Origin of the sequence: Achromobacter sp. (genome assembly GCF_049647645.1) — a bacterium.
Taxonomy (GTDB): Bacteria; Pseudomonadota; Gammaproteobacteria; order Burkholderiales; family Burkholderiaceae_B; genus Achromobacter.
This window is the reverse complement of the sequence record NZ_JBARYB010000249.1, coordinates 1-24,483: the sequence shown is the minus strand read 5'-3', so window position 1 is coordinate 24,483 and position 24,483 is coordinate 1. Positions and strand designations below refer to the sequence as shown.

27 protein-coding genes are annotated in these 24,483 nt (G+C 63.7%); 13 read left to right on the top strand and 14 right to left on the bottom strand.

What is annotated here, in order from left to right; all coding sequences use genetic code 11:
• Positions 1 to 27: 27 nt before the first annotated feature.
• The 6 genes from WBB14_RS28615 (at position 28) to WBB14_RS28590 (ending at position 5,039) form a co-directional block, all read left to right on the top strand.
• Positions 28 to 2,109 carry a carbon starvation CstA family protein gene (locus tag WBB14_RS28615; RefSeq protein ID WP_424242747.1) on the top strand — a complete coding sequence of 694 codons (2,082 nt, stop codon included), beginning with the start codon at positions 28 to 30 and terminating at the stop codon, positions 2,107 to 2,109.
• A gap of 20 nt (positions 2,110 to 2,129) precedes the next feature.
• Positions 2,130 to 2,342 carry a YbdD/YjiX family protein gene (locus tag WBB14_RS28610; RefSeq protein ID WP_013393534.1) on the top strand — a complete coding sequence of 71 codons (213 nt, stop codon included), beginning with the start codon at positions 2,130 to 2,132 and terminating at the stop codon, positions 2,340 to 2,342.
• Positions 2,343 to 2,676: 334 nt separating this feature from the next.
• A complete protein-coding gene (locus tag WBB14_RS28605; RefSeq protein ID WP_424242746.1) occupies positions 2,677 to 3,354 on the top strand; it encodes a calcium-binding protein in 678 nt (225 codons plus the stop codon).
• A gap of 36 nt (positions 3,355 to 3,390) precedes the next feature.
• Complete coding sequence (locus WBB14_RS28600; RefSeq protein WP_424242745.1) at positions 3,391 to 3,885, top strand: hypothetical protein; 495 nt, start codon at positions 3,391 to 3,393, stop codon at positions 3,883 to 3,885.
• A gap of 114 nt (positions 3,886 to 3,999) precedes the next feature.
• A complete protein-coding gene (locus WBB14_RS28595; RefSeq protein WP_424242744.1) occupies positions 4,000 to 4,275 on the top strand; it encodes a hypothetical protein in 276 nt (91 codons plus the stop codon).
• On the top strand, positions 4,272 to 5,039 hold the full coding sequence (locus WBB14_RS28590) for a TolC family protein (RefSeq protein ID WP_424242743.1): 768 nt from the start codon (positions 4,272 to 4,274) through the stop codon (positions 5,037 to 5,039). The genes WBB14_RS28595 and WBB14_RS28590 overlap by 4 nt, the downstream gene beginning before the upstream one ends.
• 46 nt (positions 5,040 to 5,085) lie before the next feature.
• On the opposite strand, the gene WBB14_RS28585 is transcribed toward WBB14_RS28590, so the two are convergent.
• Positions 5,086 to 6,261, bottom strand: coding sequence for an MFS transporter (locus WBB14_RS28585; RefSeq protein ID WP_424242742.1), 1,176 nt, complete (start codon positions 6,259 to 6,261; stop codon positions 5,086 to 5,088).
• Between the two features lie 225 nt (positions 6,262 to 6,486).
• Between WBB14_RS28585 and WBB14_RS28580 the strand changes: the two genes are divergently transcribed.
• From WBB14_RS28580 to WBB14_RS28565, 4 genes are all read left to right on the top strand, one after another.
• Positions 6,487 to 7,038, top strand: coding sequence for a DNA starvation/stationary phase protection protein (locus WBB14_RS28580; protein WP_332016052.1), 552 nt, complete (start codon positions 6,487 to 6,489; stop codon positions 7,036 to 7,038).
• Between the two features lie 211 nt (positions 7,039 to 7,249).
• Complete coding sequence (locus tag WBB14_RS28575; protein WP_424242741.1) at positions 7,250 to 7,777, top strand: sigma-70 family RNA polymerase sigma factor; 528 nt, start codon at positions 7,250 to 7,252, stop codon at positions 7,775 to 7,777.
• A gap of 7 nt (positions 7,778 to 7,784) precedes the next feature.
• Positions 7,785 to 8,747, top strand: a complete 963-nt coding sequence (locus WBB14_RS28570; protein ID WP_424242740.1) for a FecR domain-containing protein — start codon at positions 7,785 to 7,787, stop codon at positions 8,745 to 8,747.
• Positions 8,748 to 8,937: 190 nt separating this feature from the next.
• Complete coding sequence (locus WBB14_RS28565) at positions 8,938 to 11,283, top strand: TonB-dependent siderophore receptor (protein WP_424242739.1); 2,346 nt, start codon at positions 8,938 to 8,940, stop codon at positions 11,281 to 11,283.
• 42 nt (positions 11,284 to 11,325) lie between these two features.
• On the opposite strand, the gene WBB14_RS28560 is transcribed toward WBB14_RS28565, so the two are convergent.
• The 7 genes from WBB14_RS28560 to WBB14_RS28530 all read right to left on the bottom strand — a co-directional run bounded on the left by WBB14_RS28560 (position 11,326) and on the right by WBB14_RS28530 (position 17,466).
• Positions 11,326 to 11,826: a hypothetical protein gene (locus tag WBB14_RS28560; RefSeq protein WP_424242738.1), complete on the bottom strand. Its 501-nt coding sequence runs from the start codon at positions 11,824 to 11,826 to the stop codon at positions 11,326 to 11,328.
• Between the two features lie 149 nt (positions 11,827 to 11,975).
• Positions 11,976 to 12,908: a carbon-nitrogen hydrolase family protein gene (locus WBB14_RS28555; protein ID WP_424242737.1), complete on the bottom strand. Its 933-nt coding sequence runs from the start codon at positions 12,906 to 12,908 to the stop codon at positions 11,976 to 11,978.
• A complete protein-coding gene (locus tag WBB14_RS28550) occupies positions 12,905 to 13,576 on the bottom strand; it encodes an ABC transporter ATP-binding protein (RefSeq protein WP_424242736.1) in 672 nt (223 codons plus the stop codon). Before WBB14_RS28550 ends, WBB14_RS28555 begins: the two co-directional genes overlap by 4 nt.
• Complete coding sequence (locus tag WBB14_RS28545) at positions 13,573 to 14,322, bottom strand: ABC transporter ATP-binding protein (RefSeq protein WP_424242735.1); 750 nt, start codon at positions 14,320 to 14,322, stop codon at positions 13,573 to 13,575. Before WBB14_RS28545 ends, WBB14_RS28550 begins: the two co-directional genes overlap by 4 nt.
• Complete coding sequence (locus WBB14_RS28540; RefSeq protein ID WP_424242734.1) at positions 14,319 to 15,269, bottom strand: branched-chain amino acid ABC transporter permease; 951 nt, start codon at positions 15,267 to 15,269, stop codon at positions 14,319 to 14,321. The genes WBB14_RS28545 and WBB14_RS28540 overlap by 4 nt, the downstream gene beginning before the upstream one ends.
• A 2-nt stretch (positions 15,270 to 15,271) precedes the next feature.
• The gene (locus tag WBB14_RS28535) at positions 15,272 to 16,171 is read right to left on the bottom strand and encodes a branched-chain amino acid ABC transporter permease (protein WP_424242733.1); all 900 of its coding nucleotides are present in this window, start codon (positions 16,169 to 16,171) and stop codon (positions 15,272 to 15,274) included.
• Positions 16,172 to 16,182: 11 nt separating this feature from the next.
• Positions 16,183 to 17,466 (bottom strand): ABC transporter substrate-binding protein, encoded by a 1,284-nt coding sequence (locus WBB14_RS28530; protein WP_424242732.1) that lies wholly within the window; start codon positions 17,464 to 17,466, stop codon positions 16,183 to 16,185.
• 365 nt (positions 17,467 to 17,831) lie between these two features.
• Between WBB14_RS28530 and WBB14_RS28525 the strand changes: the two genes are divergently transcribed.
• Positions 17,832 to 18,569 carry a TrmB family transcriptional regulator gene (locus tag WBB14_RS28525; protein ID WP_424242731.1) on the top strand — a complete coding sequence of 246 codons (738 nt, stop codon included), beginning with the start codon at positions 17,832 to 17,834 and terminating at the stop codon, positions 18,567 to 18,569.
• A gap of 54 nt (positions 18,570 to 18,623) precedes the next feature.
• Here the strand turns inward: WBB14_RS28525 and msrA are convergent, their stop codons facing one another.
• The 5 genes from msrA to WBB14_RS28500 are packed head-to-tail and all read right to left on the bottom strand — an operon-like array spanning position 18,624 to position 21,736.
• On the bottom strand, positions 18,624 to 19,328 hold the full coding sequence (msrA, locus tag WBB14_RS28520; protein WP_424242730.1) for a peptide-methionine (S)-S-oxide reductase MsrA: 705 nt from the start codon (positions 19,326 to 19,328) through the stop codon (positions 18,624 to 18,626).
• A 44-nt stretch (positions 19,329 to 19,372) separates the two neighbouring features.
• Entirely contained in the window at positions 19,373 to 19,873 is a 501-nt protein-coding gene (gene msrB / locus WBB14_RS28515) for a peptide-methionine (R)-S-oxide reductase MsrB (RefSeq protein ID WP_424242729.1), read from the bottom strand.
• Between the two features lie 34 nt (positions 19,874 to 19,907).
• Positions 19,908 to 20,267, bottom strand: coding sequence for a pentapeptide MXKDX repeat protein (locus WBB14_RS28510; protein ID WP_424242728.1), 360 nt, complete (start codon positions 20,265 to 20,267; stop codon positions 19,908 to 19,910).
• 34 nt (positions 20,268 to 20,301) lie between these two features.
• Positions 20,302 to 21,093, bottom strand: a complete 792-nt coding sequence (locus tag WBB14_RS28505) for a molybdopterin-dependent oxidoreductase (RefSeq protein ID WP_424242727.1) — start codon at positions 21,091 to 21,093, stop codon at positions 20,302 to 20,304.
• A 10-nt stretch (positions 21,094 to 21,103) separates the two neighbouring features.
• Positions 21,104 to 21,736, bottom strand: a complete 633-nt coding sequence (locus WBB14_RS28500) for a cytochrome b/b6 domain-containing protein (protein ID WP_424242726.1) — start codon at positions 21,734 to 21,736, stop codon at positions 21,104 to 21,106.
• 149 nt (positions 21,737 to 21,885) lie between these two features.
• On the opposite strand from WBB14_RS28500, the gene WBB14_RS28495 reads away from it, so the two are divergent.
• Both WBB14_RS28495 and WBB14_RS28490 read left to right on the top strand, forming a co-directional pair.
• Complete coding sequence (locus WBB14_RS28495; RefSeq protein ID WP_332013708.1) at positions 21,886 to 22,614, top strand: response regulator transcription factor; 729 nt, start codon at positions 21,886 to 21,888, stop codon at positions 22,612 to 22,614.
• Positions 22,611 to 24,083, top strand: coding sequence for a sensor histidine kinase (locus WBB14_RS28490; protein ID WP_424242725.1), 1,473 nt, complete (start codon positions 22,611 to 22,613; stop codon positions 24,081 to 24,083). Before WBB14_RS28495 ends, WBB14_RS28490 begins: the two co-directional genes overlap by 4 nt.
• A gap of 25 nt (positions 24,084 to 24,108) precedes the next feature.
• On the opposite strand, the gene WBB14_RS28485 is transcribed toward WBB14_RS28490, so the two are convergent.
• On the bottom strand, positions 24,109 to 24,483 hold a 375-nt coding region (locus WBB14_RS28485), incomplete at its 5' end, for a PEP-utilizing enzyme (RefSeq protein ID WP_424242724.1).

Below are 24,483 nucleotides of genomic sequence, written 5' to 3'. Positions count from 1 at the left end.
GCATGGCGGGAGGCAAGAGGAGCACTTATGCAAACCAGCAGTAAGGGACTGGGTCAGCACCTGGTCTGGCTGGCGGTTGCGGTACTGGGCGCGTTCGCGCTGGGCACCGTGGCGCTGGCCAGAGGGGAGACCATCAATGCGCTATGGGTGGTGATCGCCGCCGTATGCGTGTATTTGATCGCATACCGTTACTACAGCCGCTTCATCGCCAAGAACGTCTTCCAGCTGGATCCGACGCGCATGACGCCGGCATGGAAGCACAACGACGGCCTGGACTACGTGCCTACCAACAAGCACGTGCTGTTCGGCCACCACTTCGCCGCCATTGCCGGCGCCGGTCCGCTGGTGGGTCCGGTGCTGGCCGCGCAGATGGGCTATCTGCCGGGCATGCTGTGGATCCTGGCCGGCGTGGTGTTCGCCGGCGCCGTGCAGGACTTCACCATCCTCTTCATCTCGACCCGCCGCGACGGCCGTTCGCTGGGTGACCTGGTCAAGTCCGAGCTGGGCAAGATCCCGGGCGTGATCGCGCTGTTCGGCGCCTTCATGATCATGGTCATCATCCTGGCCGTGCTGGCGCTGATCGTGGTCAAGGCGCTGACGCACTCGCCCTGGGGCACCTTCACGGTGGCCGCGACCATACCCATCGCGTTGTTCATGGGCGTGTACCTGCGCTACATCCGTCCGGGCAAGATCGGCGAAGTGTCCATCATCGGCTTCGTCGGCCTGATGGCCGCCATCACCTTCGGCCAGGACGTGGCCGCGCACCCGGTGATCGGCCCCATGTTCGACTTCGACGGCAAGGGCCTGACCTGGATCCTGATCATCTACGGTTTCATCGCCTCGGTGCTGCCGGTGTGGCTGCTGCTGGCCCCGCGCGACTACCTGTCGACCTTCCTCAAGATCGGCACCATCGTCGGCCTGGCCATCGGCATCGTCGTGGTCGCGCCCGAGCTGAAAATGCCGGCGCTGACCCAGTTTGTCGACGGTTCCGGCCCGGTGTGGTCGGGCAACCTGTTCCCGTTCCTCTTCATCACCATCGCCTGCGGCGCCGTGTCGGGCTTCCACGCCCTGATCTCCTCGGGCACCACGCCCAAGCTGATCGAGAACGAAACCCAGGCCCGCTACATTGGTTACGGCGGCATGCTGATGGAATCCTTCGTGGCCATCATGGCGCTGGTGGCGGCTTGCGTGATCGAGCCGGGCATCTACTACGCCATGAACAGTCCGGCGGCCGTGATCGGCACCACCCCCGACCAGGTCGCCCAGGTGGTGTCCAGCTGGGGCTTCGTGGTGACGCCCGCCGACCTGATCCAGACCGCCAAGGACGTGGGCGAAAGCACCATCATCTCCCGCGCGGGCGGCGCGCCCACGCTGGCCGTGGGCATGGCGCACATCCTGCACCAGGCCATCGGCGGCCCGGGCATGATGGCGTTCTGGTACCACTTCGCCATCCTGTTCGAAGCGCTCTTCATTCTGACGGCTGTCGACGCCGGCACCCGCGCTGGCCGCTTCATGCTGCAGGACCTGCTGGGCACCTTCGCCCCGTCGCTCAAGCGCACCGATTCGCTGCCCGCCAACCTGATCGCCACCGGCCTGTGCGTGGCGGCCTGGGGCTACTTCCTGTACCAGGGCGTGGTCGATCCGCTGGGCGGCATCAACACGCTGTGGCCGCTGTTCGGCATCGCCAACCAGATGCTGGCCGCGATCGCGCTGACCCTGGGCACCGTGGTGCTGTTCAAGATGAAGCGCGACCGCTACGCCTGGGTGACGGTGCTGCCGACGTTGTGGCTGCTGGCATGCACGCTGACCGCCGGCTGGCAGAAGCTGTTCCACGCCGACCCGCGCGTCAGCTTCCTGGCGCACGCCGACAAGTACAACGCGGCCATCGCCGAAGGCAAGGTCCTGGCTCCGGCCAAGTCCCTGGGCGAAATGTCGCGCGTGGTCCTCAACGACTACATCAACGCCGGCCTGTGCGCGATCTTCATCTTCGTGGTGGTGAGCATCGTGGTGTTCGGCCTGCGTTCGGTGCAGCGCGCGCGCAACGAAAACAAGCCCACCTCGCGCGAAATGCCGTACGAAACGCTGCCGGCGGCCGCCGGCGCGGACTGAGCGCAACAGGGAGACGACGCATGCTGTTCACCAACATGAGTTCCGCGGCCGGAGCCGCCGGCCGCTACCTGGGGCAGACGCTCCGGCTGATGGTCGGCGTACCGGATTACGAAACGTATGTGGCGCACATGCGGCGCACGCACCCTGACCAGGAGCCGATGACTTACGAAGCCTTTTTCCGAGAGCGCCAGGATGCGCGCTATGGCGGGAAGAAACGGATCGGCTGCTGCTGACGATCGACGGCCTCGCCTGCGAGAGCTGGATTGATGATGAACCCTCCCGTAAAACGGAGGGTTTTTTCGTGGGCGGGAGATTTCAAAGCGACCGTTCGTCTGCCAGCAGGAATTGCAGCAGGCGACGCTCTGGGTCCTGTCATCGGTGACGCGAAATCATGCTGAAGCCACCAGCGGCTGTGGATTCGCACTCCGGTGAATTTTCTGCCATATAAAAAAATTAGTGAAGTGCATAAAAAACTGTCTTCTCCTGAATGTGAGGTCGATGTTATTTTTTTCGCGCGCCAACTCCTCAATTTCGGCGTTTTATGGTTCTGTTCAACTGGAGAAAATCATGAGAATTTCAAGTGGCGGGCATCATGACGACGTATCGTCAGCTTCCGGAGTTTTCAATAGGGAAGGAGGTTGGCGGAATGAAACCATTTATGGGAGCGGCGGCTACGACATTCTCGATGGCGAGGAAGGTGACGATACGCTGTACGGATTTGGAGGCGATGATGTACTCATTGGTGGTTATGGCAACGATACGCTGTATGGCGGAGATGGGAATGATCTTCTAGTTGGCGACAACACATTTGACGGCGTAGGCGGAAACGATAGTTTGTACGGTGGTGAGGGAAACGACAGGCTATACGGCGGCTATGGAAATGACCTGTACATCTACACGGCGAATACAGGTATGGACACCATCAACGATGGGCGTACCGCTGCGGAAATGCCTGGGTCCGGAGGGGGCGTCGATACGCTCAGATTCAATGGCGCGATTTTGTCCGATATTCATCTGCAGAAGATGGCGGGCAGCGATAATCTCTTGATATATTCTTCAGCGGGAGTGGTGAAAGGAGCTTTGCAGCATGGAGTAATTATTCAGGATTTCTTTTTGAAGAGTCAAAATACCAATATCGAATATCTTGAGGATGGCAGAGGGAATACTTTATCTCTATCCGTAATGTTCATGTCCGACGATTTTTCACATGGTGAATTCTCTGCGTCTGACTTGGCGATGGCTTGAGATTTCTAGTGGTTGATATCAATGTAAGGAGGTGCTATGGAAGTTCTCTTTAACGGTCAGCGTTACGCCGGTGACCCTATTTCTACTGAAGGACTGTGGAATTTGCCGATTCCTGAATCGGATCGGGCAATACTGAAAGAAGCTCGAGAGCGGGAGGCGGAATTCCAGGAAACGCTAGAGAAATTTAAAAGGGGGGAGCTTGTTGCCGACAATTCGCCTGAAAGAGCTTTCAAGAATATTGTCGTGAATGGGGAGGTTCTGGCCACCGTATACGTAACCGGCGTTACGTCGATGTCCATTGACGCAGTTCAAAAACTGGCAAGCTTGGGTTTGAAGCTTCCAAGCGGCGGGCAGGGAACTCCCATGCAAGCTGCAATTGCTCGTGTGGAGTTTCTGGCCAAGGCGTTGGGAGGGGAAATCAAGGACGCAGTCAAGCCCAAGGCCTCGTCTTCCAAATCGTCGCCTCCTGCTTTTTCCACATTTTCTTCTTTTTCCCCTTCGATTCGGCATAGCTATGTGATTGGGACATAATCCGGTCCGGTTCTAATCTGCAAATTAAAGGCTGTGGTCTGCTGAGCTCCGCTTCGGCGAGATTTTTTTGGTTCTTCTTTTTTTGGCGAGAAGGTTGCACAGGAAAACGATGCTATGAGCATGAGACAGCTCAAGCCGCACAAGGGGGAGGGGGGCGGGCTGGCGCACGCTCTATTGTCGTATCGGCGCGCGTTCGTTAATGCAGGAATTTTTTCTGGCGTGATCGCGATAGCCATGCTGGCACCGACCATTTACATGCTGCAAATCTATGATCGCGTGCTGGTTTCCAGCAACGAAGACACCATGAAGACATGTTGCATGACAACGAACGGAAGAATGCGCAAGGCGAGGGTAGCCGGATTGAGATTCTGGAAACTCGGGCGCAGTTGAGCGCCCTGCGCGCGCAGATGGTGGCGCATGAGAACGATCTCGCGGATCGGCTGGGCGACTTATCGACGCTCGTGGGTGAGCGGGTGCTGACGGCCCAACTGACCGCGATCGACTTGAATTCCAGGCAGCCGTTGCTGCAGGATATGGAGGATCAATCGGCATTGCGGGATTCTGCGTTGCAACAGAACCCGGAAGTGCAAGCGGCGCGACTCACAGAACGTTATAACGACTTGGCCATCGAGCGCGAGAAAGGGCGATTCATGCCTCGTGTCTCACTTTATGCTGCGCACGAACGCATCGATTCGGACAGTGTCAACAATCGGGGCCGAGACTACAGGACCAATACCATAGGCCTGCAGGTTTTCATCCCGATCTTCAATGGCGGTTCAAGTTACTACGCGACACGTCAGGCCTATAGCCAGCGCGTTCAGGCGAGTCACGAGTTGCAGGATATGACTAATAACGCCGCCAATCTGGTTCGAAAGTACTACTTGCTGTGCCTGTCCAGTACTCAACGCATACACATTTTGCGCGAGAGTGTAGAGGACGGCAGATCCCTGGTCGTTGCGTTGGACCGCAGCGTAAACGGTGGTGAACGAATTAATGCCGACGTTTTGACTGCTGAGCATCGACTCTATCAAGCGCGTCAGGAGCTGCTGCGCGCTATTGTGGAACGACTCCAGGCCTATTCGAAGCTGCGGTTTCACGCGGGAAAGTTTTCGGAGCACGATGTGCAAATGTTGAGCCAGCAGTTGGCGATGTAGCAGTCAGCCTCCGAGCGTATCCATGGCATGGGTTTCAGCCCGAGCGCTAGGCGGCCTTTCGGCGCAGCTTCTCCGCATATATCACCAGCGGCACCGCCCCAATGGCGCACAACGACATCACCAGGAATCCCCCCGGCGCATAGCTGCGGTACAGCGCGCCGCCCAGCTGAATGCTGGCGAACATGAAGACCCCGCCCGACAACAGTGCATAGAGCGCAATGGCCGACGTCTTGATCGCCGCGGGCACGTGGCGCGTGATGTACCACATGATGGCGGCGTTGTTGCCGGCCAGGGTGAAGCACTGCAGTAGGTGCAGTCCGGCGATCAGGGCGGGGTCGGTGGTGGCGGACAACCCGGCCCAGCGGATGGCGGTCATGACGGCGGACGCCAGGATCAGCCATTGCGCGCCCGTGCGGGCCAGGATGCGGGGCGCCAGGAAGAAGAACAGGACCTCGCTGGCCACGCCCACCACCCACAGCATCGAAATCATTGCGGTCGATAGCCCGCTGGCGGTCCAGTACAGCGTGGAATAGGAATAGAGGAAGCCGTTGCTGGCCTGGACCAGCGAGGCCGCCGCGATGCACATCAGCAGGGGGCGGTCGCGCAGGACCTCGAGCATGGGCAGGCGCACAGGCGCCGCTGGCGTTTCCTCGGGGGACGGGCGCGCCGCCCGGGGCAGCAGCCGTACGCAGGCCAGGCAGGCGACGATGAGCACGATCGACAGCCACATGACCCAGTCGGCGTCGAAGGTCTTGATCAGGTAGCCGCCGGCCACGGTGACCACGGCGAAGCCCAGCGAACCGCAGGCGCGCATGACGGTGTAGGAATTGCCCTGGCCCCGGCCGCTGGCGATGGCCATGCGGTCCATCAGCGGCAGCACCGCCGGGAAGACGGCGTTGAGCAGCAGGGTGATGGCCAGCAGCCAGGCGGGCGTGCTGCCGAACGGGTAGCAGACGAACAGCACCAGCGAGGCCGCCAGCGCCGCGGCGATCAGGGCGTGCGCGCGCCCGGTCTGGTCGGCCACGTGCGCGACGACCGGGGTGGACAGGATCTTGGGTAGGAAGGACGTGGCGACGATCAGGCCGATGACGGCGGGATCCAGGCCGCGGCTGGCAAACCACAGGGGCAGAAACGGAATGCTGACCCCCTGCAGGCCGTAATACAGGAAGTAAAACCCGTGCAGGGCGATGGCGCCTTGCCTGGCGTCGGGATTGCCGCGCATAGCGATGAATGGATCCGGCTGAATTGACGCGGCGTAGCATACTCCTAGCCGGACCGGATTTCAGAAGGGGCGGAACCCTGACGCAGGGCAGACTCAAAGAAGCGGCGGCGCCTTGATCCAGGACATTGGCAAAAATGCACGGGCGGAACTACGCTAGCGGAGTCGTGGCGTGCATGAGCTGCGCCGCGCGTGCGTTTTCACCATCATTCCTAGGAGTTGCGACCCATGGCCAAGAAACTGGATGAGAAGACCACCAAAACCCTGAAAGAGCGGCGCAAGCGCCCGCTGGCGACGCCGACCGACCTGGCGGCAGCGGCCACCAGGGATATTTCCGCCGCGCTGAACCAGATACTGGCCGACGTGTTCGCGCTGTATCTCAAGACCAAGAACTTCCACTGGCATGTCAGCGGGCCCCATTTCCGCGACTACCACCTGCTGCTGGACGAGCAGGGCGACCAGTTGTTCGCGATGACGGATCCCATCGCGGAACGCATCCGCAAGATCGGCGGCACCACGCTGCGGTCCATCGGGCATATCGCGCGCTCGCAGCGCATCTCGGACAACGATGCGGATTACGTGCAGCCGCTGGACATGCTCGCCGAGCTGCGCGAAGACAACAAGGTCCTGGCCGCGGCGCTGCGCGAAGCGCACAACATCACCGACGAGCATCGCGACATTGCCAGCTCCAGCTTGATCGAGAACTGGATCGACGAGACCGAGCGGCGCACTTGGTTCCTGTTCGAAGCCAGCCGGGAAGGGGATTCGACGGGGCATTGAGGTGGCCGCTGCTGCGCGCCGTTGTCCGGCCGCAGCAGATGCCTGGACCAGAGGAAGGCAGACCGCAGGTCTGCCTTTTTTTTGCCGGTGCGGACGCCTATGCGAAAAGCCCCATGGTTTTCTGATGAATTTCGCGCGAAATTGCGCTTCGCCATCAATAATGATTACAATTCCCATTCTTAAAAGTTCATGAAGCGGTCGCGCTACGGCCATGTCGTCCCTGCAATCCTTGGAGCACCGCGAGCTTGGCTTGCTGTACCGCGAGCATCACGGTTGGCTGCGCGGTTGGCTGATGCGACGCTTGAGCGTGCCCGCCGAAGCCGCCGACCTGACTCAGGACACGTTTCTGCGCTTGCTGGCCTCGCCTGCATCCATGGCGCAGTTGCAGGGCGTAAGGCAGCCTCGCAGTTTCCTCGCCACGGTGGCGCAACGCACGCTGGTGGACCATATCCGCCGCCAGGTGCTGGAGCGCGCCTGGCTGGAGACCTTGGCTCAGCAGCCCGAGGCCCATGCGATCTCGCCCGAATCTCAAGCCATCCTGCTGGAAACGATCCGCGAGATCGACGCCATGCTGCACGGCCTGGGCGAGAAGGTGCGGCGCGCCTTCCTCATGTCCCAACTTGAAGGCGCAAGCTACGCCGACATCGCGGCCAAGCTGGGCGTGACGGTCAGTTCGGTGAAGAAGTACATGGCGCGCGCGACCGAGCATTGCCTGGTCTACGCCCTGGAACGGCAATAGGCGCGCGATGGCGGACAAGACTATCGCCGCGGCGGCGCAATGGTATGCGCGGCTGTGCGCCGATGACGTCAGCGCGGCCGATGTGACGGCCCATGGCCGCTGGCTGGCGGCCGATCCCGAACATGCCCGCATCTGGAGCCAGGTGGAACGCCTGCGCGGGACCTTGAATGCGGCGCCCGCGCGGCTTGCTGCAGATGCGCTCAGCCGGGCAGACCTTCACTTTGCACGCCGGCGTACCGCGCTGCGGTCCGGCCTGGGGGCGGCGGCGCTGTTCGGCGCCGGTGGCTTGTTGGCCTGGCGCACCCTGCCGGTCGAGCGGATGGCGGCGAGTTATCTGGCCGACTACCGCATGGGCACGGGCGAACGGCGCGAACTGTTGCTGGCGGACGGCACGTTGCTGTGGCTGGACAGCGCCAGCGCGGTAGACGTGACGATGGATGCGCGCGGCCGGCACATCACCGTCCATGCGGGCGAGATCCTGATCGACACCGAACACGCCGGTCCGGAGTTGCCGCCCTTGCGGGTGACGACGCGGCACGGCACGGTGCGCCCGCTGGGGACGCGCTTTATCGTCAACCGGCAGGACGCGTACACGCGGGTCGCGGTGCTGCGGCATGCGGTGGAACTGCAACCCGCTGGAGCAGGGGAGCCGTTGGTGTTGAACGCAGGCGAACAGGGCGTGCTGGAAATATCGGCAGCCCGTCATGAAGGCGCCGTCACCGGCGAACCCGACGCCTGGACTCGCGGCTTGCTGATCGTGGACGGTGTGCGGCTGGGCGACCTCGTTGCGCAGCTGGACCGCTACCGTCCTGGCCGCCTGAGCTGTGACGAGGCGGTGGCGGCGCTACGCGTATCGGGCGCCTATCCGATCGACGACACCGACCGCGCGCTGGCCGCGGTGGAACGCGCGCTGCCCGTGCGTATCTCGCGGTTTACGCGCTACTACACCCGGGTCGTCGCCCGCGGCTGATTTATTTTCACGTGGCATTGTCCTTTTTCCGTGCTCATCCGACTTAGCAGGGATTACGTCGGATTTGATACACGGAAAACCTGAGCATATGCCTTTCGCTACCTCCTTCCATCGCCATCCAGGTTCCTCGGCGCCGATTGCGTGCGCCGTCTTAGCTGCATTGGTGGCGTTGGCGTCGACCCCGCCTGCAATGGCGCAGGCCGCGCCGCCGGCCGTTGCGGCCCGTTCCTACGATGTGCCGGCCGGCCCCTTGGGCTTGGCGCTTGGCCGATTTGCCGCCCAGGCGGGCGTGGTGCTGTCTTTCGATTCCCAATTGACGCAAGGCAGGCAAAGCGCGGGCCTGCGGGGGCAGTACAGCATTGCCTCGGGGCTGACAGCCATGTTGTCGGGTACCGGGCTGGAGGCTGTCAGCCAGGGCGGCAATAACTATGGACTGCGCCTTGTCAGCGCGCAGACGCTCGCGCCCGTCGAGGTGCTGGGCTCGCGCGAACCCGCGCCCAGCGAAGGCTCAGGCTCGTACACCGTGGGCCTGTCCACCACCGCCACCAAGCTGCCGATGACGCTGCGCGAGACGCCGCAATCGGTATCGGTGATGACGCGCGAACGCTTGTCGGACCAGGGACTCAACACGCTGGAGGACGCCATCGCCAACACGCCGGGCCTGACTTTCAAGAAGAAAGGGTCGGCCGACGACAACGAAAAAGGTTTGTACGCGCGCGGCATGGAAGTCACCAACATGCAGGTGGACGGCGTGCCCGTGCACAAGGATTTCAATGCGCTGGGGCTGGATACCGCGCTGTATGACCGGATCGAAGTGGTGCGCGGTTCGACCGGCCTGTTGAACGGCGCCGGCAACCCCGCGGCGTCTATCAATCTGGTGCGCAAGCGTCCGACCCGCGAGTTCGAGGCCGGCGTGGGTGCGGCCGTCGGTTCCTGGGACTACCGGCGCGCGGAATTCGATCTGGGCAGCCCGCTGGACGAAGCCGGCAAGCTTCGGGGCCGGCTGGTCGGCGCGTGGCAGGAGGGCGGTTCATTCATCGATCGCGTCAAGCAGGATTCGCAGTTGCTGTATGGGGTGATCGAAGCCGATCTGGCCGAACGCACGCTGCTCACCGTGGGTGCGGAGTATCAGCGCAAGAAGTGCACGGCATGCTCGTACTTTGGCTTTCCTGCCGCCTACGCGGATGGTTCGAAAACGGATTTCCCCCAGCGCTTCAATTCGGCGACCAACTGGAGCCGCCAGGAGCGCACGCGCTACAACGTGTTCGCCACGCTGGACCATGAGTTCGCGCCGCTGTGGAAAGGGTCGGTGACCGTATCGCGCACCGGAGACGACAATGACCGCACCTATGGCTGGTTCAGCAGCAACGGCTGGGCAGACCCGACCACGGGCCGCGGCGCCTCGGTGTGGGTCGCCAAATGGCCCATCCCCAAGACGCAGAACGCGGTCGACGCAAGCCTGAGCGGCGCATTCGACGCCTTTGGCCGCCAACATGACCTGGTCGTGGGCGCGAGCGCTTCGCGCACGAGGGGCGACTACGACACGTATCCGCTTTGGACGGCGCCGGGCTATGACGCGAAGATTCCAGACATTCGCGACTGGAATGGCGACATGCCCGAGCCCGACTGGCAGTCCACCGGCAGGCGCTACTACACCGAGAAGCAGGCGTCGATCTACGGCGCCTTGCGTCTGCGCCCCACCGATGCCTTGTCCGTGGTGCTGGGATCGCGCGTGAGCTGGTGGGACCAGCAGGCCTCGTACAACTACAACGATGGTACGTCCTACCCGGACAATATGCGGGAGCAGGGCGTCTACACCCCCTATGCCGGCGTGGTCTACGACCTGACCAGCACGGTGTCCGCCTATGCCAGCTACACCAGCATCTTCCAGCCGCAGCAGGCGCAGAGCGCGTCGGGCAGCGTGCTGGCGCCCATCAAAGGCAATACTTACGAAATCGGCCTGAAGTCGGCCATGCTGGACGGCCGCTTGAACGCGGCGCTGGCCCTGTTCCGTACCCGCCAGGACAACTACGCCATGCTGGATGGCGACCGCCTGGCGCCGAATGGCGACAACGCCTACGTCGCCGCCGACGGCGCGGTGATGCGCGGCGTGGAAGCCGAGATCAGCGGCGAACTGACGCCGGGCTGGCAGATGCAATTGTCCTATGCGTACGTGGACCGCCGCCTGCCGCAAGGGTTCATCACGCAAGTCGGCCTGCCGCGCCACATCGCTAAGCTGTACACCACCTATCGCCTGCCTGGCGACTTGAGCGCCCTGACGGTGGGCGGCGGCTTGCGCTGGGAAAGCGGAAGCGAGTATTCCAGCCGAGGCCCCGGTGGAAAGCCGTTCGAGTCGTCGCAAAGCGGCTATGCACTGGTGGACTTGATGGCGCGCTATCAGTTCAGCCGGCAGTGGTCGGCGACCTTGAACCTGAACAACGTGCTCGACAAGAAGTACTACGCAAGCACGAACGTATACAGCAACTACTACGGCGCGCCGTTCAGCGCCATGCTGGGCGTGAATTACAGGTATTGAGGCGCCAGGTCGGGAATCAGGCGGATTTTGACGGGCGGCGTGTCAGCCGTGCTTGCCGAAACCGCCGCTGGCCCATTCCGCTGCGCGCTGCACGCTCAGTTTGTACGTCGGCGCGACCTGGGTCCGGGCCAGTTGTTCGCCGGATTCATCGTAGGCGCTCAGCACGGCATACGGCTCGTCTTCATCCGGAACGATATCCAGCTTGATGGTCAGCCGGCCGGCGGCGGCGTCGATCTTCACGCTCTTGTGTAGCGTCGCATGCAATTGCTGTTCGTGGCGGCGCAGGACTTCCCGGGCGGTTTTGACCAGGGTGATGAAGGCGGGCGAGTCGAGCGGCTTGGGGTTCTTCTTGTCGCGGCCCATGGTCCAGGGACCGACCAGGGCAGGCTCGGCCTCTCCATCCATGGTCATCTCCACGGCCCAGCCGTCGTCCTCTTCGTTCTTGATGATGCGGGCGGTCCAGCCGTCATCGCGCCACAGCGTGGCTTGCTGTTCCTTGCGGTCTTCGGGGGCTTCAACATCGGATATGCGGGTGTCGTTCACTGCTGTACTTCTCCAGGACTCGTTTGCCGGCAACGCCGGTCTTGGCGAGCATGATACCGCCCAGCGTCGCGCCGCAGCCGATCGCGGCATTGAGCAGGGCGGTATCCCCGGCGGCGGCCGACGTGGTCGCGTTGCCGGCCGGCCCTCGCTCAGGCCTGACCGATGGTCACCACGGGAGGCTTCGGCGTTTCATCGACGACGAGCTTGAAGATGTCCGGACGGGCGTAGTGCCCGACTACATCGAAGTCATACTTGCCGCGCGTGACGTCATCCAGATCGATATCGGCCGTGAGGATGCATTCGCCCTCGTAGTCCGGGCCGGCCAGCAACTGCCCGGCGGGACTGATGATGGCGCTGCCGCCTCGCATCAGGACGGTGTCGGCCGAATTGCCCTGGATGGCATCGTAGTCCTCGGGGTAATCGCCCCGGGTGATGTATTGGCAGGCTGAAAAGACAAAACAGCGCCCCTCCATGGCGATGTGCCGCATGCTGGTGATCCACTCGTCGCGGTCGTCCGCCGTCGGGGCGCAATAGAGCTGGATGCCTTTGCCATACATCGCCATGCGCAGCAGCGGCATGTAGTTTTCCCAGCAGATCACGGTGCCCATCTTTCCGTGGGGCGTGTTGAACACGGGCAGGGTAGAGCCATCGCCGTAACCCCAGATCAGCCGCTCCACGGCGGTCGGCATCAGCTTGCGGTGCTTGCCGATCATTTCGCCGCTGGGCGAGAAGTGCAGCGCGGTGCAATAGAGCGTGCCGATCTCCTGCTCCATGACCCCGACCACGACATAGGCCTGGGCCTCGCGGGCGGCCGCGGCGATCTCGTCCACCTCGGGGCCCGGCACCGTAATCGCGCCATTGAAGTAGCGCAGAAACTCTTCCCGTCCCCGCGGCAGCCGGCCTCCCACGCGCGCGCCAAAATCGCTGCCCTTGGGATAGCCGGAGATGGTGGCCTCCGGAAACACGATCAGCTTGGCGCCCAGTTCGGCCGCCTCACGGATCTTGGCGACCACTTTCTCCACCGTGGCCTGCTTGTTGAACGGGATCGATGCGGTCTGTACGACTGCCGCCTTGAATGTCATTGCGAGGACTCCTCAGAGATGATTTCGCCACGTTCAATGGTGACGACGCGGTCGGCCATCGGCTGCAGCAGCTTGGGGTTGGATTCGGTGATGAGAACGGCAAGGTCGGGCTTGCGCGCGCGCAGGGTCTTCAGGCTGTCGGCATAGCGCAGGGCCAGCGCAGGGGCCAGGCCCTGGAAGGGTTCGTCCAACAGCACCAGGTTTTCGCCGGCCATCAGCGCGCGGCCCAGCGCCACCATCTTCTGTTGCCCGCCCGAAAGCAGGCCCCCCAGGCGATGATTGAGCTGCGCGAGCTCCGGCGCCACGGAATAGATCAGATCCAGCCGTTCTCGTACCTGGACCGCGCTGAGCTTGCAGGCCCAGGCTGGCACCATCATGTTCTCGATGACGGTGAACTTGCCGATCAGGCGGCGCTCTTCGGGCGCAAATCCGATCCCCAGGCCGGCGCGCGCATGGGCCTCCCGCGCTGTCAGGCTCTGCCCTTGGAATAGAAGCCTGCCCTGGGCCAGCGGCAGCGTACCCATGATGCCGCGCAAGAGTGAAGTCTTGCCAGCTCCGTTGCGACCGATCAGGGCCACGGTCTCTCCGGCGCGTATATCGAGATCGACGTCGCGCAGCACCTTCGCGCCTTCGATGTACGCGACCAGCTTGCTTGCCTGCAACATCATTGGGCGCCTCCGATCACATTGCGCAAGACCTCTTCGTTCTGGAGGATCTCGGCGGGCGGGCCATCGGCGGCGACCTGGCCGGCATTCCAGACGATGACGCGATCCATATAGCGCTCGACCAATTCCATATCGTGTTCGACCAGCAGTGCGGCGATACCGCGCTGCCGCAAGACCGGCATCAACATGTCCATGATCTCGAACTTCTCCTGGGAGCTGACCCCGCTGGTGGGCTCGTCCATCAACAGCAGGCTGGGTGACAAGGCCAACGCCACGGCGATGTCCACCAGCTTGCGCACGCCTTCGGGTAAGGAGCCGATCTGCCGCCCGGCCTGGCCGAGCAGGCCGAAAATGGCCAGCAGTTCTTCAGCCTCGGCGCGAGCCGCCTGGCGATGCAGGGAGGACAGCGTCCAGAAACCGTCGCGGGCCGCCAGCGCCAGCAGCAGGTTTTCGAGCACGGACTGCTCGGAAAACAGCTGCGGCAGCTGGAAGGTGCGGGCGATTCCCAGGCGCGTGATAGCGCGGGGCTTCAGCCGGGTAAGGTCCTTGTCGCCGAATAGCACGCTGCCCTGCGTGGGCCGCACGTAACCGGTGCACAGATTCAGGAAAGTGGTCTTGCCCGAGCCATTGGGCCCGATGATGGACGCGATCTGTCCGCGGTAGATATGCAGGTTCACGCCATTGGCGGCCTTGACGCCGCCGAACTCGACATGCAGATCCTTGGAGCTGATGATGACCTGACCTTTCATTGCCGGGCCTCCTTGCGGCCAAGCAGGCGCAGGCCCAGGCCGAACAATCCGGTCGGCGCGAACAATACGATCGCCACCAGCACCGCGCCCATGATCAGCTGCCACGAATTGGCCGCATACGCGCTCGCGGTACTGCGCAGCGCCTCAAAGGACACGGCGCCCAGCAAGGCGCCGAGCACATTGCCTATGCCTCCCAGCACCGCGATGAACACGAACTCGGCCGAACGGCTCCAGTAGGCCATTTCCGGCGTGACGTGGCCCGTGCCCATCGCCGCGATGGCGCCGCCCAGGCCGGCGAGCGCGGCGGAAAGGACGTGCCCGACGTAGAGCACCTGGCGTCCCGAGATGCCCAGGTATTCCAGGCGCGTCTCGTTGGTCTTGAGAGCCGCCAGCGCCTGGCCGGGGGGCGAATCCAGGTAGCGCGTCACGGCGAAAAGCGCGACGGCCAGCATGACCAGGGCGGTGTAGAACAAGGCCCAGCCGAAAACCTCGACCTCCAGAGGCACGCCAGCCAGGGACCGTATCCGCACGGGCAGGCCATCGCTCCCTCCGGTCAGGCCATACAGCTTGAGCACCAGCGTAAATCCCACCATGGAAAAGGCCAGATTCAGCATGGCGTAGAAGATGTCGCGATAGCGCGACAGGATCAGGCCCAGGATGGCGCCCAGCGCCGCGCTCGACAGCACCGCCATGACGATGACGGCCAGCGCGTCGGCGCTCAAGTGGCGCGAGCCGAAGGCGGTTGCATAGGCGCCGCAGGCGAAATACAGCGCGTGGCCAAAAGAGACCTGGCCGGCGCGCAGCAGCAACAACAACCCCAGCGCGCAGAACGATATCGCCATGGCCATGGTCGCCAGCGGCCGCAGCGACGGCGCTATCAGCGGCAAGGCCGCGAGCAGGAGCAACGGCAGGCAGGCGAGCGCCGTCGTTTTCAAATAGGTTTTCATCTTCAGATCCGACGGACTTGGGGCTTGCCGAAAAGGCCGTAAGGCTTGACCAGCAGAATGGCGGTCATGACCAGGTACGGCACAACGGAGGACAAAGCGGGCAGCAGATGCACGCACAACGCCTGCGCCAGCCCGACAATCACGGCAGTCACCGCCGTGCCCTGGAAATGGCCGAGTCCGGCGGTGGCCACGATCGCAAAGGAAATCACGATGGAATCGGCGCCTATTCCCGGCACCAGCGAGGTCGTGGGCGAGGCCAGCGCCCCGCCCAGGGCGGCCAGGGCAGTGCCCAGCATGAAAGTGATCGTGTAGACCCGCTTGGCGTTGATGCCCAGCAAGCGCGCCACCTCGTAGTCCTCGATGACCGTCGCGATCAGTTTTCCTTGCCGCGTCTTGTTGAAATAGAAGGTCAGGGCGAGCATCACGGCGATCGCCGACAGCGGCAAGACGAACAGCTGGTAGGCGGTGTAGTAGATGCCGCCCACCTCGACCATCCCCAGCATGGCAAGCGGCGCGTCATTGAACAGCGGCTCCACCCCGAACATCATCTTCTGCACGTCCTCCAGGATCATGAAGACCCCGAAGGTCAGCAGGAGCTGGAGCGCGTGCTCCTTGCCATAGATGCGGCGCAGAAGAAAGCGCTCGATGAGCGGACCCAAGGCCACGCCGATGGCGACTGCCGCCAGCAGCAGGGCCGGATAGGTCCAGATGCCCCCATCGGGGCCCGCCAGCCAGAGCCCCAGCGTCACGGCGCCATAGGCGCCGAGCGCGTAGAAGCTGCCGTGGGCGACATTCAGGATGCGCATGATGCCGAAGATCAGGCTCAGGCCCACGGCCACCATGAACAGCACCGAGGCCTGCGCCAACCCGTCCAGCGTGGCCAGTAGAAGCGTTTGTTGCATGATGGCGCCGCTTATTCCGAAGGGGTGCCGACCCGCTGCATGACTTCCGGCGAGAGCGTCTTGAACCAGTCGTCGCTCTTCACGCCCACGGGCGGAGAGGTCAGTTCGGGAGGGATCACAAGCAGCTGCTTGAGCGTCTTGAAGTTCTGCCCGCTTTTCTCCGTGGCGATGCCCAGCAGCTGGCCTTCCATTGCCTGGTTGTCTTCCCGGATTTTCAGCTGGCCCGTGAAATCATTGAGCTCCAGCCCCTTCCAACCCTTGAGCAGCGCGGCTTGCAGCGATTTGCGATCGCCGTCCCATGAGGCCTCGAGCGACTGCTGGACGGCGCGCACGGCCTGCGCCATGTGGTACGAGGGGAAACTCGGATAGGCGCCCGTGCTCTTCTCGATATCCGTCACGAAGGCCTGGTGCTCGGCGTTGCCGGCCATGGCGGGATTGAATGCCCAGCTATCGCCGCGCATGCCCACGATCGCCCCTTCCGGAAAGGCCTTGCCCAACTGCTGCATGGAACTTTCGCCGTTGGCTGCCACCAGGCGGGAATTGCGGAACAGCGCGCGTGACGAAGCCTGCTTGACGAAAGTGTTCATGTCGCCACCCCACAGCGTCGTGAAGATGACGTCCGGACGCAGGGCTGACAGGCGGGAAATCTCGGTTGAGTAGTCCGACGTCCCGAGTTTGGGGAACATTTCGGCAACGATCTTCACGTCCGGACGCAGGGCTTGGACCGCGCCCCGGAACGCGGCCCAGTTGTCGCGGCCGAACGCGTAATCCTGGTTGATGCCGGCGATGGTCTTGACTTCGGGCATCAGCTTGAGCATGTACAGCGCCGTCGCAACGTTGTTCGACGGGGTGTAGTCAGACGTCCGGTACACGTACTCGTACTTGGCATCGGTGTAGATGCGCTCGGTGCCGCAGTCCCACAGCATGGTCGGCATTTTCAGTTGCTCGGCGACCGGCGCGACCGCCAGGCAGATCGAACTCGACAGCCCGATGATCATCGCATCCACCTTGCCCGACTCGACCAGGCTGCGGTACTCCACGACGACGTTGTCCACGCCGTGGTTCTCGTCGATGAAGACCAGCTCGATGGGCGCGCCCTTAATGCCGCCGGCGCTATTGATCTTTTCCACCTGTAAACGGGCGGCCTGCTGGGCGGGCACGCCGAAAACGGCGCCGGCGCCGGACAGATAGGTCGACACGCCGATGCGTATGGGCTCAGCCGCCTGGGCGGGTTGCCATAACGCGAAAGCAGCGCCCAGAACAGCCGAAAACAAGCTCTTGTCTATCAATTTCATTGCTTCCCCTCGTTCGTATGCACAAGTTTCGTCTGCAGGCGCGCGACCTGCGCGTTGCGGGTGCTGCTCCTCGACGCGGTCCTGCCTGGCGAGTGGGAAGTGTATTTATAACGGTTTTGACCGTCAATTGAATCGCGCGACGGGTTAACCCTATATCAAATATAAGCTATTGTTTTAATGGATATTTGTTGAAATAGATTCCCCGAGCCCTTACGGATACAACCATCAAAAGGAAATTATGTCGGACAAATCCGACATTAAAATTCATGGACACCGGCTGCGCCGTTTGATACTGTCTAGCCGCTTCAGACATACCGCCAACGGGCCGCGTACCCGTCGGCCCACCAAAAGGAGACGCGTCAGGGATGGATCTGGAAGAGAAGCTCGGGCGGCTGGGTATTAGCGGCAATCTCTACCGGGTGTACAGGGCCGCCATCGAGTTGGGCGAAGTACCGGTATCCGAACTGGCGGCGAGCGCCGGCCTGCCGCGCACCACGACCTACGACGCGGTGCTGAGACTGGAAGAGGAAGGCTTGCTGAGGATCGAAGGCGCCGACCGCAAGCGCCACGTGGTGGCGCATGACCCCTCCGTACTGCTCGAATACGTGGCGGCCAGGCGCGTCATGGTCACGGAAATGATGCCTGAACTCCGGTCCATGTATAACCAGGCCAAAGGCAAGCCCAAGACGCGTTTTTACGAAGGCGCCGAGGGCATCCGCACCGTGCTGTGGGACAGCCTGAACGCATCGGTTTCCCTGCGGGCCACTTTCTCGATGTCCGAACTGCGTGAAGTTCCGGGCCTGGAAGAAATCAATCGCTACCGCGACGCGCGCATCGCCAAGGGCATCAGCATGCGCGTGATCCGTTCGCGCAGCCGCGATACCGACGACATCTGGCCCGCCAGCCAATCCGAACTGCGCGAGTTGCGATGGGCGCCGGCCGAGGCCAGCGTGGCAATGACCACGCTGATCTACGGCAATTGCGTCGCAATGATCTCATCCAAGCGCGAAAACTACGGCCTCATCATCGAAAGCGAAGAACACGCCCAGCACCAGAGCATGCTGTTCGATGCCTTCTGGGCCTCATGCCAGCCAGCGGCCTGAGCAGGATCGAACGGCCCGCGCGCTGCGTCGCGTGCTTGCTTCGGCGCCACGGACTCACTTCTCCGTTTTCATCACCAACACCGGCTTATCCCGATACCGCTGCGGAAAGGTCTTGGCCAGGTTCTCGACCTTGGGCACGTCGTTCACCATGATGTACATGCTGTACGGATGGCGCACGAGATAGTCCTGGTGGTAGTCCTCGGCGGGATAGAAGGCCTTCAGCGGTTCTATCGTCGTGGCCAGCGCCTTGGGATAGGCGCCGGCCTTGTTCAACTGCGCGATATAGGCTTCGGCCACCTTGCGCTGGCTGTCGTCGGCGGGGAAGACCGCGGACCGGTACTGAGTGCCGCTGTCCGGACCCTGGCGGTTGAGCTGGGTCGGGTCGTGGGCCACCGAGAAATAAATCTGCAGCAATTGGCCGTAGCTGACCTGGGCGGGATCGTAGGTGATCTCGACCGCTTCGGCGTGGCCGCTGCGCCCGCCGCTGACGGTGTCGTAGTCGGCGGTGGAAGCTTGGCCGCCGGCGTAGCCGGAGACGGCCGAGGTCACGCCCTTGACGTGCTGGAATACGGCCTGCACGCCCCAGAAGCAGCCGCCGGCGATGACGGCTTTCTGCGGCGCGGCGGCCGCGGGCTGGTCCAGGGCCGGGGGCGGAATGATGAAGGCCTGTTCGGCGGCGCTGGCCGCGGCGGCTCCCAGCAGGCCGCAGGCAGCGGCCAGCGCGGCGCAGAGTTTGTGGGGCAGGCGGGTGGCGGACATGGTGTCTCCTGATGGCGGAAGGCCGGAAGGTGGTGGCCGGATACTCAGGCCTGGGGGGTGAACGCCAGGGCCACGCCATTCATGCAATAGCGTAGTCCCGTTGGGCGCGGGCCGTCATCGAAGACGTGGCCCAGGTGGCCGCCGCAGTTGGCGCAATGCACGGCGACGCGCGTCATGCCGAAACTGCGGTCCTTGGTCTCGCCGACGGCGCCGTCCAGCGGTTGCCAGAAGCTGGGCCAGCCGGTGCCGCTGTCGAATTTGGTGGCCGAGGAGAACAGCGGATGGGCACAACCGGCGCAGGCGTAGGCGCCTTTGCGATGCTCCTTGTCCAGCGGGCTGGAGTAGGGACGCTCGGTCGCTTCGCGGCGCAGAACGTCATATTGCTCGCGCGATAGCCGTTCACGCCATTGCGCGTCGCTCAGCGTGTAGGGAAAGGTCTGGGCGGCGGCGGCCGGGCCGCCGCGCGCGGCCAGGACCGGGGCCAGGCCGGCGGCTATGGCCGCCGCGCCGCCCAGGCCCAGGAAATGCCTGCGGTCTAGTCTCATGACATGCTCCGGATCAGGGCTGCTCGGGTGGGTGCTATTTGCTCATGCCGTCCTTGGACATACCGCCTTTCGACATGCCGTCCTTGGACATCGAATCCTTGGACATGCCGTCTTTCGACATGCCGTCCTTGGACATGGAATCCTTGGACATGCCGTCTTTCGACATGCCGTCCTTGGACATGGAATCCTTGGACATGCCATCTTTCGACATGCCGTCCTTGGACATGGAATCCTTGGACATGCCGCCTTTCGACATGCCGTCCTTGGACATCGAATCCTTGGCCATCGAGCCGCCGCCCGTGGCGTCCTTGCTCATGTTGTCGGCGGCGTGGACGGCCGCGGCACCGAAGGCCAGGCACAGGGACAGCGCGGCGGTGGTAGCGATTTTCTTCATGATGCGTTCCTTTATGGACAGTGAAAGATTCCACCTAGCTGCCGCCGAACCAGTTGTAGCCCTGGTCCTCCCAGTAACCGCCCGGGTAGGTGTTGGTGACGAAAATTGCCTGTATGTGCTTGGGGTTCTTGTAGCCAAGCTTGGTGGGCATGCGCAGCTTCATGGGGAAGCCGTACTCTGGTGGCAGCGTCTGGCCGTCGTAGGTCAGCGCCAGGATGGTCTGGGGATGCAGCGCCGTGGGCATGTCTATGCTGGTGTAGTAGTCGTCGGCGCACTTGAAGCCCACGTACTTGGCGCTCAAGTCCGCGCCCACGCGCTTGAGGAAGGCGGAAAACGGCACGCCGCCCCATTTGCCGATGGCGCTCCAGCCTTCCACGCAGATGTGCCGCGTCACCTGGTCGATCTGCGCCATGGCGCGCAGTTCCTCCAGCCGCCAGCGGCGCTTGTCGGCGACCAGGCCGCTGACTTCCAGCCGGAACGATTCCTCGTCCACGTGCCGCACCTCGTCGATGCCGTAGTAGGCGTTGAACGGAAAGGGCCGCGTGATCATCGATTCGGCATAGGTCGGCGCCAGCTTGTTGGGGTCGAAGATCCAGCCTTGCACCCGGTCGTTGAAGCGCGAAACCGCCGTCAGCGCCTTTTCCACGCTTTCGTCGTCCGACAGCGAGCAACCCGACAGCATGGCCAGCCCGCCCAGGGTCAGGCTGCTGCGCAGGAAGGCGCGGCGCGAGGGCTGTTCGATCCGTTTCTCCAGGATTTTCCCGGCTTCCTTGAGGATGGCCGGGCCGTCCAGGCCGGGCAGGGAGGGGCGCTTGTGCTTGTTCACGGAGGGCTCCTTATTTGCCGCGGATCATGGCGATCAGGCTGCGCGGCACCAATGCCACCATCACCAGATGGACCGCCACGAAAGCCGTCAACAAGGCCATGGCGACGAAATGCACGCGGCGCGCGGTCTCATACCCGCCCATCAGCTCGCGCAGCAGATCGAATTGCACCGACTTCCACAGCACCAGCCCGGACAGCACCAGCACGGCGATATCGGCCATCACGAACAGATAGGCCAGGCGCTGCACCTGGTTGTAGCGGCGCGGGTCGGCATGGGCGAGCTTGCCGCGCAGCGCCGCGCCCAGGTCGGCCGCCAGGCCACGGGCGCTCAGCGGGAAGAACTTGCGCCACAGGCGGCCGGTGGCGAGGTTCAGCGCCAGGTACAGGACGCCGTTGAAGAACAGCAGCCACATGCCGGCGAAGTGCCATTGCAGGGCGCCGCCCAGCCAGCCGCCCAGCGTGATCTCGCGGGGAAACACGAAGTCGAACAGGGGCGAGGCGTTGTAGATGCGCCAGCCGCTGGTGACCATGATGACCACGGCCAGGGCGTTGAGCCAGTGCATGATGCGCAGCCAGCCCGGATGGATGGGGGCGTTTTCCGGCGGCATGGGCGGCGCGTCGTGGCTTGCGGGAGTGGCCAGCATGGCGGGGCTCCAGGAGGGCTTGTTGTCGTTGGAGCCATTCTTCTCCGGGGCCGATACCGAAGTCCTCACGCAAACTTAAATTAATTGTGATAACTCCGGGGCGCGGATTGGCGACAATAGGCGCATAGCCCCTTTAGAGTTACCCGCCCATGGACACGCCCCGACGCGTACTCATCGTCGAAGACGACGCCCACATTGCCGAATTGCTGCGCCTGCATCTGCGGGACGAAGGTTATGCGGTCGAGCATGCCGCCGACGGCCATGAAGGCATGCGGCGGCTGGAGGAAGGCAGCTGGGACGCCCTGGTGCTGGACCTGATGCTGCCCGGCATAGACGGCCTGGAAATCTGCAAGCGGGCGCGCGCCATGGCGCGCTACACCCCCATCATCATCACCAGCGCGCGCTCCAGCGAGGTGCATCGCATCCTGGGTCTGGAGCTGGGCGCGGACGACTACCTGGCCAAGCCGTTCTCGATGCTGGAACTGGTGGCGCGGGTGCGGGCACTGCTGCGCCGCAGCGAGGCGCTGGAGCGCAATGCCCGCATCGATGCGGGCAGCCTGGCCCTGCATGGCGTATCCATCGATCCGGTGGCGCGCACGGCCGAGGTCGACGGCCGCCGGCTGGACCTGACGCCGCGCGAATTCGACCTGCTGCATTTCTTCGCGCGGCATCCGGACAAGGTTTTCTCGCGCATGGACCTGCTGAACCAGGTGTGGGGCTACCAGCACGAAGGCTATGAACACACGGTCAACACCCACATCAACCGGCTGCGCACCAAGATCGAGGCGGACCCGTCCGATCCGCAACGCATCCTGACGGTCTGGGGCAAAGGCTATAAATTCGCCGCGGGGCCGGCCGGCGCGGGAGGCGCATCATGAAGCGGTTCACGCTCACCCAACGGCTGTCCGCCGTGTTCGCGCTGTTGCTGCTGGCCTGCTGCGGCGCCTCGGCCTGGCTGCAGATCGCAGCCAATTCCCGCTACGAGCAGGAGGTGGTGCAGCGCCTGTCCAGCGGCCTGGCGCAGCACATCGCGGGCGCCAACGAATTGATGGACACCAACGGCTGGAAGCCTGGCGCGGTGCGTTCGCTGTTCGACATGCTGATGGCGGTGAACCCGGCAGTGGAGGTCTATCTGCTGTCAAACGACGGACGCATCGTGGGCGATGCGGCCCCGGCCGGCCAGATCAAGCGCGACCGCGTCGACCTGGGACCGGTCAAGCGCCTGCTGGCCGGCGACATGCTGCCCATCACGGGCGACGATCCGCGCAGCCTGGACGCGCGCAAGGTGTTCAGCGCCGCGCCGGTGCGCGTGGGCGGACAGGAAAAGGGCTACGTTTACGTGGTGCTACAAGGCCAGGCGCACGACGCCCTGGCGATGGCGGTGTCGCGCAGCTCCGTGTTGCGCACGACTTTATGGTCCATCGCGCTGGTAGCGTTGTTGGGGCTGGTGGCGGGCCTGGCGGCCTTCGCGCTGATCACGCGCCCGCTGCGCGGGCTGACGCGGGCCGTGCGCGCCTTCGACGGCGACGACGGGCAGGCCCTGGCCGCGCTGGAGCGTCCGGGCGACGCCTCGGACCGCAACGGCGACGAGATCGCGGTGCTGCGCCGCAGCTTCGTGCAGATGGGCAAGCGCATTTCGGACCAGTGGCGCGAATTGACGCGCCAGGACCAGCAGCGGCGCGATCTGGTGGCCAACATCTCGCACGATTTGCGCACGCCGCTGACTTCGCTGCATGGCTATCTGGAAACCCTGAGGCTGAAGGACCAGACGTTGGATCCGGACGAACGCCGCCGCTACCTGGACATTGCGCTGGCGCAGAGCCGCAAGGTCGGCCGCCTGGCGCAGGAACTCTTCGAACTGGCGCGGCTGGAGTCCGGGCTGGTGCGGCTGGAACCCGAAACCTTTTCGCTGCCGGAACTGGTGCAGGACGTGATGCAGAAGTTCGAACTGGCGGCCGAGGCCCGCCAGCAGCGCCTGACCACTGACATTCCGCAGGAGCTGCCGCCGGTGCGGGCGGACCTGGGCCTGATCGAGCGCGTGCTGACCAACCTGCTGGACAACGCCATCCGCCACAGCCCGCCGGGCGGGCTCATCGAATTGCGGCTGGGCAGCGCGCAGAACCTGGTGCAGGTGCAGGTCAGCGATACCGGCGAAGGCATTCCGCAAGCCTTGCGCGCCGGCCTGTTCACGCGGGCCAGCGCCTTGAATCGCGGTCCGGGCGATGGCGGTGGCCTGGGGCTGGTGATCGTGCAGCGCATCCTGCAGTTGCATCACAGCGAGATCCGGTTGGTGGACCGCGCCGGGTCGGGCGCGGTATTCCAGTTCGATCTGTCCGCGGCGCGCTAACGGCCAGGTCCCGCGGCACGGGATGCTAGGAGTCGGTGCGCGGCATGTCCTCGCCGCGAGCGCCAACGCTGCCAGCGCGAGCTAGCCGCCGCACCGTGCCGCGGGACGCATCCACCTCCAGGACGTCGCCCGTGGCGATCTGCCGCATGATTCCCTGCACATTGACGACTGCCGGAATGCCGAATTCGCGCGCCACGATGGCGCCATGCGACAGGTAGCCGCCTGCCTCCATGACCAGGGCGCCTGCCTGCAGGAATAGCGGCGTCCAGGCCGGGTCGGTGGACGCGGCGACGAGGATGCCGCCCGCTGGCATGGCCAGACCCTCGGAGGGGGTGCGGGCAACGAAGGCGCTTGCCTGCGCCTGGCCGCCGGCGGCGGGCGTGCCGCGCCAGGTATCGGC